The organism is Bradyrhizobium sp. AZCC 2289, assembly GCF_036924615.1.
GTDB lineage: Bacteria > Pseudomonadota > Alphaproteobacteria > Rhizobiales > Xanthobacteraceae > Bradyrhizobium.
The window spans coordinates 6,398,436-6,417,108 of record NZ_JAZHRY010000001.1; the positions used below are offsets into that span (position 1 = coordinate 6,398,436).

Genomic DNA, 18,673 nt, shown 5'->3' on the forward strand with positions numbered 1-18,673 from the left:
CCGATCGCGGTGGCATGCTATTTGCGAGTAGAACATCAGCTGAAGTTGCAGGATCGTGATGTCCAGAACGCCAAAACTCATCGGCAAAAAGGCGCTCATCACCGGCGGAAGCAGGGGCATCGGCGCAGCGATCGCCCATGCCTTTGCCGAGGAAGGCGCCGATGTTGCGTTTTGTCATGTCGATGACCCCGATGGAGCTGCGAGCGTGGTGGCGGACGTGCAGCAGTTTGGCCAACGCGGCTTTGCCTATCACTGCGATATCGGCGACGCCGCAGCGGCGCGTGCATTCTATATCGAGGCGGAGGCGGCGCTGGGCCAGGTAGATATCCTCGTCAACAATGCCGGCGTCAGCGAGGAGGTCCAGGTCGAGAACATTCTTCTCGAAAGATTCGACTGGATGGTCAATGTGCATTTGCGCGCCACCTTCGTACTTTCGCAACTGGCCTATATCGGCATGAAGGCGCGCGGCTCTGGCCGCATCATCAACATCAGTTCCAATCTGGCCTACAAAGGTGCGCCTGGTCTCGCGCATTACAGCGCCGCCAAGGCCGGTGTCGTTGGCTTTACCCGCGCCTTCGCGCAGGAAGCCGCGCCGCACGGGGTTCTCGTCAACTCGATCGCGCCGGGGCCGGTCGATACACGGCTCAACGACACGCTGAGCGACGAATGGAAGGCGTGGAAGGCCGGCAGCCTACCGCTGCGGCGTGTCGGTCGGCCGGAAGAGATCGCGCCATCGGCGGTATTGCTCGCATCTGCCGATGGCGACTTCTACGTCGGGCAAACGTTGCACCCGAACGGCGGCGACGTCATGCCGTGAATGTCTTCTTGCCATCAACGGGCAAGCGTCCTCGTTCGCGACCGTCAGACCGGGTCCGCCTCGCGTTCGACCATGCGAAGGAAGCGCTGGGTGCGCTCGTGCTTCGGCGCGCCGAGCACTTCTGCAGGCGTGCCTTGCTCGATAATCATGCCTTCGTCCATGAATACGACGCGGTCGGCAACCTCTTGCGCGAAACGAACTTCGTGGGTGACGACGATCATCGTCATGCCGGCTTCAGCTAGTCTTCGCATAACTCCGAGCACTTCGCCGACCAGTTCGGGATCGAGTGCGGAGGTTGGTTCGTCGAACAGCATCAGGCGCGGCGAAATAGCAAGCGCACGGGCGATTGCGACGCGTTGCTGCTGGCCGCCGGACAGCCGATGCGGCAGTTTGCTGGCGTGCTGACTCAGTCCGACGCTGGCGAGAAGTTTGAGGGCGAGGGTGCGCGCCGTCTCCGGCTTCTCGCCATAGACCTGAACCGGCGCTTCCATCACGTTCTCGATCGCGCTGAGATGCTCAAACAGATTGAAGTGCTGGAACACCATACCGATCCGGGCGTCGGCGCGGGCCTTGGCGAGATCCCGTATCGGCCGCATCTTGTTGTAGCGGCGTTGATAGCCGACATATTTTCCTTCGACGAAAATCTCGCCCCAGTCGAGCGATTCGAGGTGATTGACGAGTCGCAGCAGCGTGCTCTTGCCGGAGCCGCTCGGCCCCATGACGACGACAACCTCGCCCTTCTTGACGGTCAGATCGATGCCGCGGAGCACTTCACGCGAGCCATAGGCCTTGTGCACATTCCTGAATTCGACAAAGGGCTTTTGCTCGACATCGAGTTCGGCGCTGGTCGGGTTAGTGATGTTGCGGATCCAGTCGAGCGATGCGGCGGCTGCAACATTGTCTTTCGTCGCAGGCGCTGGCGCCAGTGCGGCCGGCGCAGGAAGCTCGACTGGCTTCGGTCCAAAGCCGGGTAGCGACAGCGACAAGCTGAAAAAGCTGAGGCCTGATCCACGTCCGGCCTCGCGATCGATCTCGATGTTGAAACGGCGCTCGAGCAAGGCCTGACAGGCGGACACCGCGCTGGTCATGATCAGGTAGATGACACCGGCTGCGGCGAACACCGTGAAGAACTTGAAGTTTTGGCCCACGATCTGCTGGCTGCGGAACGTCAGTTCGTTGACGAATATCACCGAGGCGATCGACGTGCCCTTGATCATGCCGATGACGTCGTTCGACATGCCAGGCAGGATCGCGCGCATGGCTTGCGGCAGGATGATACGCCGCAAGGTCAGAAACCGACCCATGCCGAACGAGGTTGCAGCGATATTCTGGTTGCGGTTGACCGACATGATGCCGCCGCGAATGATTTCAGCGCTGAAAGCGGCTTCATTCAAGGCAAAGCCGAGGACCGCGGTCGTGAATGTGTCGAGCTTGATGCCGAGCGGTGGCAGCGCGTCATAGAGGAACACCAGCTGCAGGAGCTGCGGCGTTCCGCGCACGAACCAGATGTAAAACCAGGCCGAGCCGCGAATGGCGGGGTGATGCGACAAGCGCATCAGCGCCAGGCCAAGCCCGAGCGTGATGCCGCCGATCATGGCGAGCGCGGAAATTTGCAGTGCGAGCAGCGCGCCTTCCAAAAGGAAGGGCTCGACAATGTAGGAGAGAAATTCCTGCCACGGCTTCAGTGGTGGGCCTTCGGCGGCGAGGGCCGGCGCGACGGATGCCATGACAAGGAGAAAAGCGAGAATCGCGTGTGGCAAGGCCGCACGCGATTCGTTCAATCGCATCGCCATTCTCTTCAATTGCGGCTACTTGGTCAAAATTTCGTTGGCCCGCGCGAGCGAATAATCGACACCATACTTCTCGAAAATCTCCTTCATCTTGCCGCTCTCCTTGAGAACGGTCAGGCCGTCGAGAATGGCTTGGCCGAGATCCTTGTTGCCCTTGGTGTAACCGACGGCGATCTTGTAATCGCTGACGATCATGAAGCCGCGGTCGAACGCAGTCGGATTGCCCTTGATGAACGAGTTCACCATGTTCAGGTCGGTCGTCATGACATCGGCGCGATCGTTCGCGATCAGGCGTGTTCCGCCCGGCATGTCGGGGTAGGTTACCAGCGAGATTTCTTTCTTGTTATCGGTCGCGCATTTCTTGCTGAGTTCGCGGAACGAGGCTTCTTCGACGGTGCCGAGACCGACGGTCGCGCGCTTGCCGCAAACATCGTCGAGCGACTTGATGTTTAGCGGATTACCCTTGGCGACGAGGGCGCCGGTTGCGGCCGTCAGATAGGTGACGAAATCGGCCTGTTGGGCGCGCTTCGGAGTATAATAGAGCGTGTCCCACATCATGTCGGTCTGGCCGGCGATGACGGCCGGCAGCAGTCCCGACCAGCCACCGGTGACGAATTCGATTTTGATGCCGGCGCATGCAAAGGTTTCGCGGGCGAGGTCAGCGTCGAGACCGATCAGGTTCTTGAAGTCCTTCGGATCACGGAAGCTGTAGGGCGGGCTCTCGCCGTCCTGGCCTATCTTGAGAGTCTTGCCGGCGATGGTTGGATACTTCGTCGCAACCTTATCCGGTTCGCACTTGGCTTCGGCCGATGCTGGCGTCGCATTGACAAGGAGAGCGGCGACGAGTCCGAGAGAACTTAACGCCGAGAGTGAACCCTTCAAACGAGACATAGACGATACTCCTTTGCCGATCTTTGAGGATGTCCAAACGGATCCTGTGTGCGGTCAGATGTGCGCAATCAGAACTAAGCAAAAAGCTTGCCACTTCGGTTCTGGGTCAGTCAGTGAACTTCTACGGCAAGATGTTCGGCGTAAGACGCGATGCCCTGACTTATATCTGTCTGCGGTGCGTAACCGAAAGCGGCTGACGCCCGACTGAAGTCGAGCGGACCCATATAGCCGTCGATGCACCTGGCCGGCGCCGAAACCGCGGCGACTTGAAGTCGCGGCAGGATACTCGCCGCCAATGCGGCAAGCTCGCGTTCGGTCAGCCACTCGCCGCCGCCGATATTGTAGGCGAAGTCATTCCAAACCTTGGCTGAAATGCTTTGAACGATGCTGCGAGCTACGTCGTCGATGTGGATGATTTGACGCCGGAAGCCGCCTTCATCGAACAGGCTGATGGCTGTCCCGGCGGCTGCGCTGCGGATCAAGTCACGAATGAAACAATCGGTCGTGCGGCCGGGTCCATAGACCGACGCAATGCGCAAAACGATCGTGGGCACACCGAGATCATACCGGTAGGCGCGCAAGATCGCTTCCGTGGCGATCTTGCTGGCGCCGTAAACGTCGGTGGCATTGAGCGGCGCGTCTTCGGTCACCGGGTTTAATGTCGCCTGTAGGCCGTAGACCGATGTCGACGACAGCGCGAGAAACCGCGTAACGCCGGCCTTTCTGGCCGCTTCGGCCAGATTGAGCGTGCCGCCGACATTGACTGCAGCCACAAGATGGGGATCGTCAGCCGCCACCATCGGCCCGGAAATCGCGCCGCAGTGGATGACGGTATCGACGGCGTGGCTCCGCAGCAGAGCCGCCATAGCAGTCTGGTTCGTCAGATCGGCGGCCTCAAAGCGCACGCCATCCGGCACATTCGCATCGCGCATGTCGGTCGCGGTCAGCGATTGTCCATCCGCCGCAAGTCGGCGGACGACGGCTGTACCGACAAGGCCCGCGGCGCCGGTGACGAGGATGTTTTTCAAAGCAATGCTTTTCAAGATTTGCCGGCGCCGGGATGGGGATGCGTCTTGCGCCAGTGTTCGGCGATGTCCTCTCCCGAACAGAACCAGACCCGGTCGTGCCGGCGCACGTGCTCGAGAAATTTGACCAGGCCGACCGCGCGCGCCGGCCGGCCGACCAACCTATCATGCAGGCCGATGCTCATGATTTTGGGCCGGTCAATGCCTTCCTCATAGAGCATGTCGAAACAGTCGATCATGTAGCGCGCGAAATCGTCGGCGGTGCCGAAGCCGTTGTGGTCGTAACGATTGTCGTTCGTCTCATAGGAATAGGGGATGACAAGGTATGGCGCGCCGCCCGCCTCGACCCAATAGGGCAACTCATCGTTGAGCGTGTCGCGGTCGTAAAGAAATCCGCCATGCTCGGCGAGCAGCCGCCGCGTATTTTCGCTCGGCCGGCCGGTCATCCAGCCGACAGGGGCTTTGCCGGTCATTGCCTTGATGCTCTCGACCGCGAGGCGGATATGTTCGCGCTCGGTTGGCTCGTCGACCGATTGATAATCCAGCCAGCGGTAGCCGTGGCTGACGATTTCATGACCGTCGGCCATGAACGCGGCCAGCGCGTCCGGGTTTCTCTCCAGCGACTTCACCACGCCAAGCACGCTGCACTTGACGTCGAACTTCTTGAGAATCCTCAGGATTCGCCAGACGCCCGCGCGCGTGCCGTATTCGAAGGCCGACTCGACGATCGGGCTGCGCTTGCCGGAATAGCCGGGGAAACCGGTGTCGCTCAGCATGCTCTCCGAGGTGCCGTCGCCGTCCTGGATGGAACGCTCGCCGCCGGCCTCGAAATTCAGGTTGATATTGATGGCGATGCGCGCGTCGCCCGGCCATTGCGCATGGGGCGGTTGGCTGCCGTAGCCGCGAAAATCCCGCGCCGGACTGGTCATGTCGTCATCCCTCGATCGCCTGGTTCCATTCGACGGCCGCTGACGCCGTCATCGCCTGCTCCAAAGCACATGTCGGGCCAAGTTCGGCGCGGCAGCGGCTCCACATGGCTGTGGCGCGAATCTTGCGAGCTAGGCCAATGAAAGTCTTGTGCCAGCCTGGAGATGCGTAATGACAGCACCGACCAAACCATCGGCTTTTCAGCCCTCGCGCTATATCTGGAAAGGCCCCGCACTGTCGGAGGCGCGCAGCCTTCCGGCCAATTGCTACACGTCGGAAGCGTTCTTCAAGGCTGAGGTCGAAAACATTCATGCGCGCGGCTGGGTCATCGTCGGGCGTGTCGACGAGTGGGCCAATCCTGGCCAGTACAGCTCGATCGAGACGGTGGGCGGCCCTGTCCTGATCGTACGCGACGATGCCGGCACGTTGCGCGCTTTCGCGAATTTCTGTCGCCACCGCGGCGCACTGCTGCTGGAAGGCTGCGGCACCGCGCGCAAGATCCTCTGCCCGTATCACGCCTGGAGCTACCGCCTGAATGGTGCCGTGCTGGCGGCGCCGTCGATGGACGAGACCGAGGGCTTCGACAAAGCCGAATATGGACTGCTGCCGATCCGGCTGGAGACTTGGGCGGGCTTCGTTTTCATCAACTACAGCAACGACGCGCCGTCGGTGAAGGAAGAGATCGGCGATCTCGCCGATCTGCTCGCTTCGCATAACATGGATGACATGGTCGTCACTTGGCGCAAGGAGATCGAGGCGAAGTGCAATTGGAAGCTTCTCGTTGAAAACGCGATGGAATCCTATCACACCGGCACCGTGCACGCGGAGACCGTCGGCGCGCAGAAGTCGGTGAGTTTCTCAGGCGTGGGCGAGTGGATGGGCATGCAGGTGCTGTCCAAGAGCAGCATCGCAGTCATGAACGGCGACGAGCCGCCGTTCCAGCCGATCGAGGGTCTGTCGGACCAGGCCAAACAAGGCACGTTCTTCATGTTCCTGCATCCGACGACGCAGTTCTGCTGCGCGCAGGACTGCATGTGGTGGCTGACCGTGCGCCCGGTTGCGGCCGACCGGACTGTGCTGTCGATTGGCGGTTGCTTCCCGCGCAAGACGGTTGAACAGCCGACCTTCGAGGCTGACGCCGCGCCGTACTACAAGCGGTGGGAAAGCGTCGCCCTCGAAGATGTTGGCGTGCTAGAAAAGCTGCAAAAGGCGCTGCATTCACGGCTGTTTCAGCCGGGCCCGCTGTCCTGGCGCGACGATCTCGTCCATACCTTCGATCAGTGGGTCATGGATCGCATGCCGGAGGCGGCGCGGAACCTTTAGGCCGTGCCCAGCGCATCGTTGATCGCCGCGTCGATAAACGGCCGGTCGTCTGGATTCCACAAGGTCATGTGTCCCCAGGTCGACGGAATGGGACGGCACTCAGCGCCCGGTATCTTGCTGGCCTCATAGACGCTGTCGACCGGCGGGAAATAGCTGTCGTATTGGCCGGGGAGAATGATTGTGCGCGCCTTGATTTCGCCAAGCGCCTTGTCGAAATCCCCGCCGTAGGCCGGGCTGTCGCTGATGTCGGCGTTGAGCCAGGTCCACAGCATGGCCAAAAGATTATTGGCGTCGTGGTGGATGAAGGCCGGCTCCCAATAGAATTCGACGAACTCCTCGCTGGTTTTGGCGTTCATCTTGCGGAATTCCTCCATGCGGAAGAACGGTTCGGAGAAGCCCCAGCCGGCATAGATTGCGGCGAAGGCCTTCAACCCGTCCAGCGGCGGCGCCGTGTAGAAACCCTTCGCAAACACGGGATCGAGTTCCAGCGCCCGCTTTAGAGAAATCAGGAACGCCTTGTTGAAATGGGCGGTTTTTGACGAGCCGCAGAGCGGCACGATGGCCTCGACCATATCGGGATATTGCGCGCCCCACTGGAAGGTCTGGCCTGCGCCCAGGGACCAGCCGACGACGGCCTTGATGCGGTCGATACCGAAGCGTTCCTTCAGCATCAGCCGCTGCAATAGCACGTTGTCGTAGAGCGTCGTGTGCGGAAACCGGGTGCGCTCGAATGGGGCAGGCGTGTTGCTGGGCGAGGACGACACGCCACCCCCGAGCAGGTTCGGTACCACGATGAAGTATTTGTCCGGGTTCAAGGCCCGATCGCGGCCGATCAGGGCTGCTTCGGCGCCGTTATGGTCACCGCTGAACCAGGTCGGCGAGACGATGACGTTGTCGCGGGCGGGGGAGAGTGTGCCCCAGGTCTTGAAGCCAAGCAGGGCCTCCGGCAGCGACCCTCCCTTCTGCAGGGCGAAATTCTTTGCCGAGAAAAATTCGAGGTCGCCCATAAGTCTCTCCTGTTTGGACAAACTCGAGCAAAAGGCATGCCATTGGCTTTGTTTTCATGCGGTTTACCAGCGAGGCGAGCTCATGGCCGCTATTCCGATTGAGTGCATCCAATTCAAGTCGATGTCACTCTAATTAACATACTTGCTTACAGTTTAAGCTGATTTGCCTGTACGGCGGGCACACCGAAAAAGCGTCGTATGGAGATCGCCGCGTGATTCTCCGCTGCGGAGCAGCAAAATCAAGCGCAATCGTGCATGCGTTGACAAAGGCTCGCTCCGAAGACGCTTAGGCTCGCCGCCGAAACCGGCGAGATCGAAGGGCGGCATCCTCTGCCGGATGGTCCGTGGATATTCAGCCGATCAACGCTCGGCGAACCGGCGGCTCAGCGCGTCGTTCATCGCGCGAGGCAGAACGCAAATCACCCCACGGGATCGCATCCAGATCAGCAAAACCTCTTCTCTCCAATCACATAGACAGATGGGTGTTATGAAACAGGATTGTAATAATCGGCGTAGGATTTGAGGACCCGACGCAAATGAATCTCGCCCAAGACAATGATGTGGTCCACACATTCACGCCGGATCGATCCGATCAGCCGTTCGACAAAGCCGTTCTGCCAGGGCGAAGCTGGTGCGGTAGGCTTGTCCCGGATGCCCATGGCGCGCACTCGGCGCGTGACGACGCTGCCATAGATCCGGTCGCGATCGCGGATCAGGTGGCGCGGAGCCTCATCCCAGGGAAATGCCTCGGTTATCTGACGTGCAACCCATTCCGCCGTCGGATGTGCTGTGACGTTGATCCAGACGAGGTCTCTGCGGTCGAGCCGGACGATGACGAAGGCATAGAGCAGGTCGAAGCCGAGAGTTGGAACAACGAACAGGTCCATGGCGGCAATGTCCGGCGCGTGGTTGCGCAAGACGTCCGCCATCCCTGGCTGGGCGGCGCCCGTCGTTTGACCATGTACTTGGCGACGCTCGACTGCGCGACTTCAAACCCGAGGTTGAGCAGTTCGCCGTGGATGCGCGGCGCGCCCCAAAGCGGATTTTCGACGCTCATCCGCCGGATCAATGCGCGCAGCTCCGTGTGGATCTGCGGTCGCCCTCCCAATGGGCGCGACTTCCAACGCCAGTAGCAGCGAAAGCCGGCCCTGTGCCAACGCACGAGCGTCTCGGGCCGGATGATTGTGAGAGCCTGCAGGATTGATGGAAACCAGCGATACAGCTCGATAAGGAACCAGCGATCATGGTTCGTAAGCCGGACGCGACCATGGAGCCTGCGCCTCAAGACAATCAACTGATGTCGAAGCACCGCGTTCTCAGCTTCAAGCCGCAACTTCGACTTGAATGGCGAGGCCAGGACGGCCAGAACGAAACAGAGCAGCCCGATCATTCCGCCAGCCTAGGCGATTCCGTCACGGCATCAACTCGGATAAGGTTTTCGGTACACACAGGTAGCGGTCGCCTGGCTGTTCCTGCATCTGCGCACGGCGGCGAACCCCCTGGTGCCGATTGCGCTGTTCGCGGATCGTGTCCAGGTCGGGGCGTTCTACAGTCCAAGCCCATCGGCATACATTCCCGGTTTGAGATTCTGTTTGATCTTGAGTGCGGTGAGCACCCGTATGCGAGCCATTCCAAAACTTCTGCGTGGTGTCCGAGCCCATATAGAAGGCTGGGTTCGGTGGGATGTTTCGGGAGTGGCTAGGGAGAGGGCTGGGCCGGGAGGGGCATGTCATTGGGTTCTTGCAGCGAAGCGGCCGCGCCACATCTCGACTCTACCGCAATCATGCGTTCCCGATATCGGAAAGAGACAGCCCGCCTTTGGCGGGCTGTCAAATCGCGCAATGCCTGACAAGTGCACAAACATTGATCAAGAAAAGCAAATTAGTGCGGCTTGCTAACAAAATCTACCTCCGACTATGCTGCGTCACAGCGCGATATCCTTCCTCGCGGCGCGAGGTGCGACAACGGAGGCACGATGACGTGTTCTGCCCTCAAGATGCTCTCGTGGCGCGGCGCAATGGCCGGCCTCATTGCTGGAGGGCTGATCGCCCCCGCTCCGTCGGCCCAGGCAGCCGGCGTCTTGAAGGTGGCGATGACCGCGGGCGATTTGCCGGTCACGACGGGTAATCCAGACCAAGGTTTTGAAGGCTTTCGATTCGTCGGCTGGAATCTGTACGACGCCTTGATTAACTGGGATTTGTCCAAGAGCGACAGGGCGTCGGACATCAAGCCTGGCCTCGCAACCGAGTGGCATATCGATCCGGCCAACCACAAGCGCTGGATCTTCACCCTGCGACAGGGCGTGAAGTGGCATGATGGCTGCGATTTCACGGCCGACGACGTCGTCTGGAACTTCCAGCGCGTCAGCGACCCAAAGGCACCGCAGTTTTTCACGCAGCAATTCGCGCTGTCCCGCGCCTACCTGACCAACTTCGAGAGCATCGAGAAGATCGACGACCATAGCGTTGCGATCAACACGAAATTCGTCGAATCGCTGTTTCCGTATGACATGTCCTACGTGCTGATGATCAGCCGCTGCCGGGCGGAGGCGTTGCACTACGACTGGACTGCCTACGCCAATCAGCCCTCCGGCACCGGCCCCTATCGCTTCGCCAGCATGACCGCGCATGAACGCATGGAGCTGGTGCCGAACAACGACTACTGGGACAAGGCGCGCGTGCCGAAGCAGGACCGCCTGGTGCTGCTGCCGATGCCGGAGGCTGCGACCCGCACCGCGGCGCTGCTCTCCGATCAGGTGAATTTTATCGAAGCGCCGGCGCCGGATGCGATTCCCGTGCTGAAGCGCGCCAATATGCAGATCGTCTCCAACGTCTATCCGCACAACTGGCCGTACGTTTTGAACTTCACCCGCGGTCCCTTCACGGACCTTCGCGTCCGCCAGGCGGCGAATTACGCCATCAACCGCGACGACGTGGTGGACCTTGTCGGCGGCATGGCGACGCCCGAATATGCCGAGGTGCCGCCGACCCTGCCGTATTACGGCCATCCGGTGATCTACAAATTCGACAAGGAGAAGGCGCGCGCCCTGTTGAAGGAAGCAAACTGCCTGCCCTGCAAGGTTACGCTGGCCATCTCCACTTCCGGCTCCGGGCAGATGCAGTCGCTGCCGATGAACGAGCTGGTCAAGCAGCAACTGGAAGATGCGGGGTTCGAGGTCACGCTCAACGTCATGGATTGGAACGCGCTGCTGGATGTCGCTCGCTCCGGCGTCCCGAAATACCCGAACGTGGACGGGATGAACGCCTCGCGCGGCCTGCTGGATCCGGTGAGCGCCATCATCAAACCGGTTGCCACGGCCTACTGGTCGCCCGCCGGCAGCAATTGGGGCCATTTCGGCACGCCGGAGGCGGACGCGCTGGTCAAGCAGATCTTCGAAGAGTTCGAGCCTGAGAAGCAGCTGGCGCTGCTGACCAGGCTGCACGAATACGAATCCGAACAAGCGTTGATGATCTTTGTCGTGCACGACCTCAACCCGCGCGCGCTGTCGCCGAAAGTGCATGGCTTCGTGCAGGCGCAGAACTGGTTCCAGGACCTGACGCCGATCACGGTCGATCCTTAATAGGAGCGGGCATGCTCGGCTACGTCATTCGCCGCGTGCTATTCGCGATCCCGATCGCGCTCGGCGTCAGCGTCGTATGCTTTTCCCTGGTGTATCTGGCGCCGGGCGACCCGTTGCAGACGGTGCTGCCGCCGGACGCGACGGCCGAGACCATCGCGATCGTCAAGCACGCCTATGGCTTCGACCGGCCGATCCCGGTGCAATACGCGATCTGGCTGTGGCACGTTCTGCATGGAGACTTCGGCCGCTCGATCGCCAGCCAGCGCGCGGTCACGCTGGAGGTGTTCGGCGCGCTCGGCAACACGGCGATGCTGGCGCTGTTCGCGGCGCCGCTCTCGTTCATCACGGGCTATGGCATGGGAGCGCTGGCCGGCTGCTTCCCCGGGCGGGCCACGGATCGCATCGTGACAGGCGCGGCGGTGATCGGCGTCAGCCTGCCGAACTACTGGCTGGGACTGGTACTCGTGATCATCTTCGCGGTCGAATTGATGGTGCTGCCCGCCAGCGGGATGGGGCAATCCGGCTCGGCTGCCTTCACACTATGGCACTGGAGCGACGCGCAATTCCTGGTGCTGCCGGTGACCACGCTGGCGATGATCCCGATCGGCATCATCGCACGCACCACGCGCGCGGCCGTGGCGGAGGTCCGCAGCCAGGATTTCGTCACTACGCTGCGCGCCATGGGCCTGGGCGAGGGCGCGGTGATCCGGCACGTGCTCAAGAACGCCTCGCCACAGGTGCTGGCGGTGATGGGGCTGCAATTCGGCTATCTGATGGGCGGCTCCATTCTGGTGGAGACGGTGTTCACCTGGCCCGGCAGCGGCTTCCTGCTGTTCAAGGCGATCATCAACCGCGACATCCCCGTGCTGCAGGGCACGATCCTCGCGCTCTCGCTGATCTTCGTCGCCACCAATTTGATCGTGGACCTGTTGCAAGCGGTGCTGGACCCGAGGATCCGCCGAGCATGAATGAGAGAGCGATGGTGGCGCCGGGGCGCGATCCCGGCGGCTTCGGAGATCGACGGGGCACCCGCGATCCAGGTGCGCGGCTATTGGCAGTCGGTGCTGCACCGTCTGCGCTACGACTGGATGACGATCGCCTTCGGACTCGTGGTGCTGGCGATCGTGATCGTGGCGATCGCGGCTCCGCTGATCGCGCCGTTCGATCCGTACCAGCAGAGTATCGTCGGTCGTCTCAAGCCGTTCGGCTGGCGTGGCCATCCCTGGGGCACCGACGAGTTGGGCCGCGACATGATGAGCCGGCTGATCTATGGCGGCCGTATCTCGCTGGTGATGGGCCTGGCGCCGGTTTTGATCGCAACCGTGGTCGGCGGCATGCTGGGCGTGATCGGCGGCTTCGCCGGGCGCGTGGCCAATACCGCCATCATGCGCACCATGGACGTGTTCTACGCCTTTCCGTCCATCCTGCTGGCGGTCGCGATTTCCGGCGCGATGGGCGGCGGCATGATCAACGGCATTATCTCCTTGAGCTTGGTGTTCACGCCCGCGATGTGCCGCGTCGCGGAGACGGCGACCGCGCAGGTGAAGAACCTGGACTACATCGAGGCCGCCCGCGCCAGCGGTGCCAGCACGCTCACAATCATCCGCCACCACGTGCTGGGCAACGTGCTGGGACCCGTGTTCATCTATGCCTCCAGCCTCGTCAGCGTCAGCATCCTGCTCGCTTCGGGCCTGTCCTTCCTGGGCCTGGGCGTGCAGCCGCCGGAGCCGGACTGGGGCCTGATGCTCTCGACCTTGCGCCAGTCGCTCTACGTCAACCCGCTGGGCTGCGCGCTGCCGGGCATCGCGATCTTCATCACCTCGATCTGCTTCAATCTCGTCAGCGACGGCGTGCGCGGCGCGATGGATGTGCGCGGATGAGCGCCGCCGTCGAGATGCAGCCCTATGTGGATCCGCGCGACCGCGGCGGCGCCGCGCAGCCGATGCTGATCGCGCGCGAGCTGCAGCGCCATTTCCGGGTGAAGGGTGCCGGCAAGGGCGCGGTGGTGCGCGCCGTGGATGGCGTCTCGTTCACGCTGTTCAAGGGTGAAACCCTTGGCGTGGTCGGCGAGTCCGGCTGCGGCAAGTCAACGCTGGCGCGGCTCTTGCTGCATCTGGTGGTGCCGGACTCCGGCGAACTGGTGTTCGACGGCGACGCCGTGGGCGAAAGTAGCGGCGTCAACGTGGCGGACTTGCGCCGTCAGGTGCAGATGGTGTTCCAGGACAGCTACTCCTCGCTCAACCCGCGTATGCCGGTGCAGGATTCCATCGCCTTCGGCCCGATGGTGAACGGCCGCAGCAAGACCGAGGCGCACCGGATCGCCCACGAGATCCTGGTCAAGGTGGGTCTTCGGCCGGATCTGTTCGGCCCGCGCTACCCGCACGAGCTGTCCGGCGGCCAGAAGCAGCGCGTCAACATCGCCCGCGCGCTCGCGGTCGGACCGCGCATGGTGATCCTCGACGAAGCCGTCTCCGCGCTGGACAAGTCGGTCGAGGCCCAGGTGCTCAATTTGCTGCGACAGCTCAAGCGCACTTTGAACCTGACCTATTTGTTCATCAGCCACGACCTCAACGTGGTGCGCTATATCAGCGACCGCGTGCTGGTGATGTATCTGGGACAGGTGGTTGAGCTTGGCCCGGCGGCCGAGGTATTTGCCCGAGCGCGCCACCCCTACACAAGGGCGCTGCTGGGGTCTCGCCTGTCGATGGACGCCGGACGGCGGATCGAGGCGCCGCCTCTGGTGGGCGACCCGCCGAGTCCGATCGACCCGCCCTCGGGCTGCCGTTTCCGCACCCGATGCCCGCATGCGGAGTCCGTGTGCGAAGCGCGGATGCCGACACTGGGACACTGGGAGGACCGCTCCTCCCATGTCGCGGCGTGTCATATGACGACGCCAGATTCCGGTCACAGCCTGGCGGGGTCCGCCTGATGGACGGCCACATCGAGGCGGCTGCGCCGCTGCTGGACGTGCGGGATCTGACCGTGAAGTTCGTGAGCCGCGAGGCGACGGTGACCGCCGTCAACGGAGCCACGTTCAGCCTGCGCGCAGGTGAAGTGCTGTGTCTTTTGGGCGAGTCCGGCTCGGGCAAGTCCGTCACGCTGCGCGCGCTGATGCGGCTACTGCCGAAGCAAGCGCAGGTGGCGGGCCGGGTCGAGCTCGGCGGACAGGATGTTCTCGCGCTGGAGGGAAAGGCGTTACGGGCCTTTCGCGGCGGCGCGGTCGCGATGGTGTTCCAGGAGCCGATGACCGCGCTGGACCCGGTCTATACCATCGGCCAGCACCTGGTGGAGATGATCCGCCGACACAAGGGCGGCACCAGAGCTGAGGCCCGCGCCCGCGCGCTCGAACTGCTGGATCTGGTTAAGATCCCATCTGCCGCGCGCCGGCTCGATGCCTATCCGCATGAGTTGTCGGGAGGGCTGCGGCAGCGCGCGATGATCGCGATCGCGCTGTCCTGCGGGCCGCGGCTCTTGCTGGCCGACGAGCCGACCACGGCGCTGGACGCGACGGTGCAGATCCAGGTGCTGATCCTGCTGCGCCGCCTGCAGCAGGAACTGGGGATGGGCACCATCTTCGTCACCCACGATTTGGGTGTGGTGGCGGAGATCGCGGATCGCGTGGCGGTAATGTATGCCGGGCGGGTGATCGAGGAGGGGCCGGTCGCGGACGTCTTGCGCGCGCCGGCGCATCCTTACACCGCGGGTCTGTTAGCCTCAACCGTGCACGACCAGGCGCCGGACCAGGATATCGCCGCGATCCCGGGGAGCCCGCCTGATTTGCGGCGGCTGCCGGGCGGTTGCAGCTTCGCGCCGCGCTGCGGTCTCGCCACCGAGGCATGCCGCCAGGCCTTCCCCGACCCGGTCTACCCGGCGCCGGGCCGGATGGCTCGCTGCCTGCGCGTCGCGGATGTGTTGCCAGGTTTGCTAAGAGAGCCGGCATGAAGGACAACAGTGCATGAGTGAGAAAACGAAGTTCGTGAACGATATGGTCGCGTCGATCGCGACCTGGCATGGCGTGCAGCCGCCGAACGAGGTGGCCCTGCGGATGCTCGGCGATCTGGAGAAGCTGATCCGCGACTTCGAGGCGCTGCGTGGCACCATGCGCTTCGAGGATGAGCCCGCGAGCTTCGAGGCGGCGCTGGTTGAAGCGGCATCGATCGGGGTGCGCGCATGATGGCGGCAAGGCTTGATGTTGCCGACCTGTCGCTGGTCCAAGCGGCGGATGCGGTGCGCAAGGGCGAGGTGAGTGCGGTATCGCTGCTGGAGGCGTGCCTCGCCAATCTCGACTCCCATGAGGACGCGGTCAACGCGACGATCTGGGTGGACAAAGAGGCTGCATTCACTGCTGCCCGTGCCGCCGATGCCAAGCGTGCCGCGGGCGGACCGCTCGGGTCGTTGCACGGGCTGCCGCTGGCGCACAAGGACATGTACTACCAGGCCGGCCGTCTCTCCAGTTGCGGCTCGGCCATTCGCCGCGATTTCGTGCCGGACTACAGCGCGACCGTGATCGAGCGGCTCAGCGCTGCCGGCGCTTATGCGTTCGCCGGCCTCAACATGGCGGAGTTCGCGCAGAACGGCACCGGCCACAATCGTCATCACGGCGATTGCCGCAATCCCTGGAATCTTTCGTATATCACCGGCGGCTCCTCCAGCGGATCGGGTGCGGCGGTCGCGTCCCGTTTCACCTTCGCGGCGCTGGGGTCGGACACCGGCGGGTCGATCCGTCTTCCCGCCGCGGCGAACGGGGTAAGCGGAATCAAGCCGACGCAGACGCGCGTCAGCCGCTGCGGCGTGATGCCGCTCTCCTTCTCGGCCGACAATGTCGGCCCGCTCGCCCGCACCGCGCGCGATTGCGCCCGGATCATGACCGTCATCGCCGGGCACGATCCGCGCGACCCGACCAGCGCCGAGATGCCGGTGCCTGATTACGAGGCGGGGCTGACCGGCGACCTTCGCGGTATCCGTATCGGTATGTCCTCGACCTACTTCCTCGACGAGGTGGACGCGCCGGTGCGGGCAGCGATCGAGGCGGCAGCTTCCGTGCTGGCCGGGCGCGGCGCAACGATCGTGCCTCTGACATTGCCGCTGATGGATGCGGTCGCGACCTATGCCGCAGTGGTGTCGCGCGTGGAGGGCGCCACGATCCACGCCGAGTGGATGCGCCAACGGCCGCAGGACTTCGCCACCCATATCAATGCGCGGATGTTTCCGGGCTATGCGATCCCCGCCACCTATTACGTCGAGGCCCTAAGCCGGCGCGGCCCGATCCTGAAGGCGTTCGCCAAGGAGGTGTTCAGCCAGGTCGATCTCCTGGTCACGCCCACCATCCGCACCTGCCTGCCGACGCTCGCGGCCACCGATATCGACGACGGCCCGCCGGGAACGGAGCAGGCGGCGCTCGGCATCTCCACCAACACCCGGCCGTTCAACTATCTCGGCCTGCCGTCGATGAGCATTCCCTGCGGCTTCGATCCGAACGGCCTGCCGATCGGGCTGCAGATCAGCGGGCGTCCGTTCGCGGAAGCCGCGGTGCTGCAGGCGGCCGACGCCTATCAACGCGACACCGACTGGCATGCGCGCCGGCCGGCGATCGCAGCAGTCTGAACAATCAAACGCTATAACGACAAGAAAGGATGATCATCATGCCGGAAACGCCCGACGAGGCCGCGCTTGCCCTTGAATTCGACGTTCTCGCCAAACGCGCTGGCCTCGCCATTTCCGAAGACCGCAAAGCTGCGCTGTTCGCGGGCTTCAAGGATCTGCGCCGCATGCTGGCCACGATGCGCCAGCCGCGCACCGCAGCAGACGAGCCGGCCGGCACATTCTCGATCCACAGCGTGACGCGGGGGCTTTGATCATGAGCGATACGAAATTGTTCGAGCTCAGCATCGCCGACGCCGGCCGCAAGCTGCGCGACGGATCGATCACCTCGACGGCGCTCACCGAGGACGCGCTGTCGCGCATTGCCGCGATCGATCCCGCGCTCGACAGCTTCATCACCGTGACAGCCGATCGCGCCCGCGCCGATGCTGTGGCCGCGGACGTCGCCTTCGCCAAGGGGATCGACAACGGGCCGATGCAGGGCGTGCCTTACGCGCTGAAAGACATCTACGACACCGCCGGCATCCGCTCGACCTGCCATTCCAAGCTGCGGCTGGATCATGTGCCGGCCGCCGATTCCGTGGTCGAGAGCAAGTTCAAGGCGCAAGGCGCGGTGCTGCTCGGCAAGCTTGCCACCCATGAATTCGCGCTCGGCGGTCCGAGCTTCGATCTGCCGTTTCCGCCGGCGCGCAATCCCTGGAATCGTGAGCACATTCCGGGCGGCTCGTCCTCCGGCTCGGGGGCTGCGGTCGCCGCCGGGCTGGTGCGCATGGCGATGGGTTCGGACACCGGCGGCTCGATCCGTGGCCCCGCCGCCTATTGCGGCACGGTCGGGTTGAAGCCGACCTACGGCCTGGTCTCCCGACGCGGCGTGTTTCCGCTCTCCACCACGCTCGATCATTGCGGCCCGTTGTCGTGGACGGTCGAGGATAGCGCGATTGCGCTGCAGACTATCGCCGGTTATGACGCGCTCGATCCGGCCAGCGTCGATATTCCCATACCGAACTATCTGGATGGGCTCGATCGGGGCGTGGACGGGCTGCGGATCGGCCTGCCCAGGCATTTCTTCGCCAAGACGGAAGATGTGTCGGCCGAGGTGGTTGCGGCGATCGACCACGCCGCGGAGCGGCTTGCGAAGCTCGGCGCCGTGGTTGAGGAGATCACGCTGCCGGACTACGACCTCTTCAATGCCTGCGGCCGCATCATCATGTACACCGAGGCGTTCGCCATTCATGAGCAGGACTACCAGAGGCGGCCGCTCGATTTCGGTCAGCTGACCTATTTGCGGATGACGCTCGGCGCTTTCGTAACCGGGGCCGATATCCAGCAGGCGATGCGGTTGCGTCGCGAGCTATCGCGCGCCGTCAATCTGCAGCTGAAGAACCATGACGCACTGATCACGGCAAGCGCCCTGATACCGGCGCCGGCCTTCGCCGATATCGATCCGAACAACCCGCCCAACTGGCCGATCCAGACCATGCCGTTCAACGTCACCGGCAACCCGGCCATGTCGATCCCGACCGGCTTCTCGGCGTCGGGCCTGCCGCTGTCGATGCAGATCGTCGGCCGCGCCTTCGATGAAAGCATGGTGCTTCGCATCGGCGCCGCCTTTGAATCCGCAACGGGGCTGAGCGCCCGGCGCCCGGCGCTCGCTCAAGGCTAGACTAATGGCAGTTTGTCGATGACGGGCCATTGGCGGAACGGGCTTTTGT

General features: G+C 63.1%; 17 protein-coding genes. 11 read left to right on the plus strand and 6 right to left on the minus strand.

What is annotated here, in order from left to right:
- Window positions 1–58: 58 nt before the first annotated feature.
- Window positions 59–817 carry an SDR family NAD(P)-dependent oxidoreductase gene (locus V1289_RS30375; RefSeq protein WP_334401398.1) on the plus strand — a complete coding sequence of 253 codons (759 nt, stop codon included), beginning with the start codon at window positions 59–61 and terminating at the stop codon, window positions 815–817.
- A 44-nt stretch (window positions 818–861) separates the two neighbouring features.
- On the opposite strand, the gene V1289_RS30380 is transcribed toward V1289_RS30375, so the two are convergent.
- The 4 genes from V1289_RS30380 to V1289_RS30395 form a co-directional block, all read right to left on the minus strand.
- A complete protein-coding gene (locus V1289_RS30380) occupies window positions 862–2,604 on the minus strand; it encodes an amino acid ABC transporter permease/ATP-binding protein (RefSeq protein WP_334401400.1) in 1,743 nt (580 codons plus the stop codon).
- Window positions 2,605–2,625: 21 nt separating this feature from the next.
- Entirely contained in the window at window positions 2,626–3,498 is an 873-nt protein-coding gene (locus V1289_RS30385; protein ID WP_334401402.1) for an ABC transporter substrate-binding protein, read from the minus strand.
- 110 nt (window positions 3,499–3,608) lie between these two features.
- Complete coding sequence (locus V1289_RS30390; RefSeq protein WP_334401404.1) at window positions 3,609–4,526, minus strand: NAD-dependent epimerase/dehydratase family protein; 918 nt, start codon at window positions 4,524–4,526, stop codon at window positions 3,609–3,611.
- A gap of 11 nt (window positions 4,527–4,537) precedes the next feature.
- Window positions 4,538–5,452, minus strand: a complete 915-nt coding sequence (locus V1289_RS30395) for a polysaccharide deacetylase family protein (protein ID WP_334401406.1) — start codon at window positions 5,450–5,452, stop codon at window positions 4,538–4,540.
- Between the two features lie 169 nt (window positions 5,453–5,621).
- On the opposite strand from V1289_RS30395, the gene V1289_RS30400 reads away from it, so the two are divergent.
- A complete protein-coding gene (locus V1289_RS30400; RefSeq protein WP_334401408.1) occupies window positions 5,622–6,773 on the plus strand; it encodes an aromatic ring-hydroxylating oxygenase subunit alpha in 1,152 nt (383 codons plus the stop codon).
- Here V1289_RS30400 and V1289_RS30405 read toward each other — a convergent pair.
- Together V1289_RS30405 and V1289_RS30410 are read right to left on the minus strand one after the other, a co-directional pair.
- The gene (locus V1289_RS30405; RefSeq protein WP_334401410.1) at window positions 6,770–7,780 is read right to left on the minus strand and encodes an alpha/beta fold hydrolase; all 1,011 of its coding nucleotides are present in this window, start codon (window positions 7,778–7,780) and stop codon (window positions 6,770–6,772) included. The two genes, V1289_RS30400 and V1289_RS30405, sit on opposite strands and share 4 nt — an antisense overlap.
- A 485-nt stretch (window positions 7,781–8,265) precedes the next feature.
- Window positions 8,266–8,709 carry an integrase core domain-containing protein gene (locus V1289_RS30410; protein ID WP_334401412.1) on the minus strand — a complete coding sequence of 148 codons (444 nt, stop codon included), beginning with the start codon at window positions 8,707–8,709 and terminating at the stop codon, window positions 8,266–8,268.
- A 1,046-nt stretch (window positions 8,710–9,755) separates the two neighbouring features.
- On the opposite strand from V1289_RS30410, the gene V1289_RS30415 reads away from it, so the two are divergent.
- Genes V1289_RS30415 through V1289_RS30455 form a run of 9 tightly spaced genes read left to right on the plus strand, consistent with a single transcriptional unit; the run spans window position 9,756 to window position 18,624 of the window.
- Window positions 9,756–11,360, plus strand: coding sequence for an ABC transporter substrate-binding protein (locus V1289_RS30415; protein ID WP_334401414.1), 1,605 nt, complete (start codon window positions 9,756–9,758; stop codon window positions 11,358–11,360).
- An 11-nt stretch (window positions 11,361–11,371) separates the two neighbouring features.
- Complete coding sequence (locus V1289_RS30420) at window positions 11,372–12,328, plus strand: ABC transporter permease (protein ID WP_334401417.1); 957 nt, start codon at window positions 11,372–11,374, stop codon at window positions 12,326–12,328.
- Complete coding sequence (locus V1289_RS30425) at window positions 12,329–13,240, plus strand: ABC transporter permease (RefSeq protein WP_334401418.1); 912 nt, start codon at window positions 12,329–12,331, stop codon at window positions 13,238–13,240. It abuts the gene before it with no gap.
- Entirely contained in the window at window positions 13,237–14,289 is a 1,053-nt protein-coding gene (locus V1289_RS30430; protein ID WP_334401419.1) for an ABC transporter ATP-binding protein, read from the plus strand. Before V1289_RS30425 ends, V1289_RS30430 begins: the two co-directional genes overlap by 4 nt.
- Window positions 14,289–15,302 carry an ABC transporter ATP-binding protein gene (locus V1289_RS30435; protein ID WP_334401420.1) on the plus strand — a complete coding sequence of 338 codons (1,014 nt, stop codon included), beginning with the start codon at window positions 14,289–14,291 and terminating at the stop codon, window positions 15,300–15,302. The genes V1289_RS30430 and V1289_RS30435 overlap by 1 nt, the downstream gene beginning before the upstream one ends.
- 13 nt (window positions 15,303–15,315) lie before the next feature.
- Window positions 15,316–15,534: a hypothetical protein gene (locus V1289_RS30440; protein WP_045006966.1), complete on the plus strand. Its 219-nt coding sequence runs from the start codon at window positions 15,316–15,318 to the stop codon at window positions 15,532–15,534.
- Complete coding sequence (locus V1289_RS30445) at window positions 15,531–16,964, plus strand: amidase (RefSeq protein ID WP_334401429.1); 1,434 nt, start codon at window positions 15,531–15,533, stop codon at window positions 16,962–16,964. Before V1289_RS30440 ends, V1289_RS30445 begins: the two co-directional genes overlap by 4 nt.
- A 38-nt stretch (window positions 16,965–17,002) precedes the next feature.
- Window positions 17,003–17,215: a hypothetical protein gene (locus V1289_RS30450; RefSeq protein WP_334401431.1), complete on the plus strand. Its 213-nt coding sequence runs from the start codon at window positions 17,003–17,005 to the stop codon at window positions 17,213–17,215.
- 2 nt (window positions 17,216–17,217) lie between these two features.
- Window positions 17,218–18,624: an amidase gene (locus V1289_RS30455; RefSeq protein WP_334401433.1), complete on the plus strand. Its 1,407-nt coding sequence runs from the start codon at window positions 17,218–17,220 to the stop codon at window positions 18,622–18,624.
- Window positions 18,625–18,673 lie beyond the last annotated feature (49 nt).